Here is a 1,402-nt window from a genome sequence, read left to right as displayed (position 1 = left end):
GCGGCGTTCATCCATATCAATCTGGGAGTAGGTACGTTCCATGGGCAAGTCCTTGCGAGTGATAAGCCATTGTTATCTATCGCAAGTCGCACTTCATCCTTGAACCCACCCCTTGAATCCATCCTGTCAAAGCATTTTATAGATGAGACATCGTCAGCCATATAGAAATGCGACAATGGCCGATTATGATTACTAAGGATATCGGAGGATATTCTTCTCGTATAGGAGCAACGGCAGCCGCCGACCGGGCGCAGCGGGTTCGTGTTGCGCAGCCCGGGCGGAGGCGGTTAGGATCGCTGGGAGATATACTTCAGCTTTGACAACCCGACCCATCCTGGTCACTCAGCCGCCTTCATGAGCGCTTTGGCTTGCTCGCGCCGGGCAAGGACAGCGGGATCGTTCATGTAATCCGTCCGGCCGCGTGGTTTACGCTTTTGATAGCCATTGCTCTGACTGCCGTCGGGAAGGCCAAACATATGGCTGGTCTGGCCAGTGCGGCGCGGTCCATGCTGGCTGCGCCCAAGCTCGCGCTCAGCCTGCCTGTCGGCAACAAAGGCAAGCACGTCATCGAGGCGCTTGTTCTCGACAACTTCCGACCGCTGCACCGAGCGCAGCTTGTCGAAGGTCCGGTAGGGCAGGGTGATCCCCTCGTGCATGACTTCGAGACGGCCATCCGGGTAGTCGCAGACGATAACCTTCTGACCGGCCAGCCGCTTGGCAGCCTCCGTCGGCTCGAGGATGAACAGCACCTTGTCGTAGCGCAGCGTCAGGGTCTGCGACAGCTTGCGCACCTCCTTCCTGCACATGGCACCGTCGAGATTCTCGTGCGCGGCAAGCGGGCGATGCATATTCTTCGGATTGCGCGGTTCCTTGCCGAAACGCGCGTTGAAATCACCCATGAACTCCGCGGCATAGGCATTGGCCGCCTCAATCGTGCTGATGCCGCGCAAACGCAGTTCCTTGACCAGACGATCCTGCAGGGTCTGGTTGGCGCGCTCGACCCGGCCCTTGGCCTGCGGGGTATTGGCGCAGATGATGTCGATGTTGAGCTCATAAAGGGCGCGCCCGAACTGCGTCAGGCCACTCGTTCGATCCAGGGTTGGAAGCATGGGTCGTGCGGAAGATGCCATGCTTGTCGCTGTAAAACGCCAGCGGTTTGCCCCAGTCCTGCAGATAGGCCTTGGTGGCATGGAAATAGTCGAACGTGTTCTCCGACCTGGCAAAGCGCAAGTGAAGGAGCTTGCCTGTTGCATCGTCGATGAAGACCAAAAGGGCGCATTTGGGACCGCGATCCTCGAACCAGCGATGCTCGCTGCCGTCGATCTGGATCAGCTCGCCATAACACTCGCGCCGCAGCCGCGGCGGATGGAACTGCAGACGACGCTTCTTGCGTGATGACCAG

General features: G+C 58.8%; 1 pseudogene. It reads right to left on the bottom strand.

The window, feature by feature from the left end:
- Positions 1 to 338: 338 nt before the first annotated feature.
- Positions 339 to 1,402, bottom strand: a pseudogene (locus PHA01_RS29070) (ISNCY family transposase); the annotation flags it as partial.

It is taken from the genome of Candidatus Phyllobacterium onerii (assembly GCF_028331445.1).
Classification (GTDB): domain Bacteria; phylum Pseudomonadota; class Alphaproteobacteria; order Rhizobiales; family Rhizobiaceae; genus Phyllobacterium; species Phyllobacterium onerii.
Note: the sequence above shows the minus strand (reverse complement) of the source record. Positions and strands in the feature narration are given on the sequence as shown.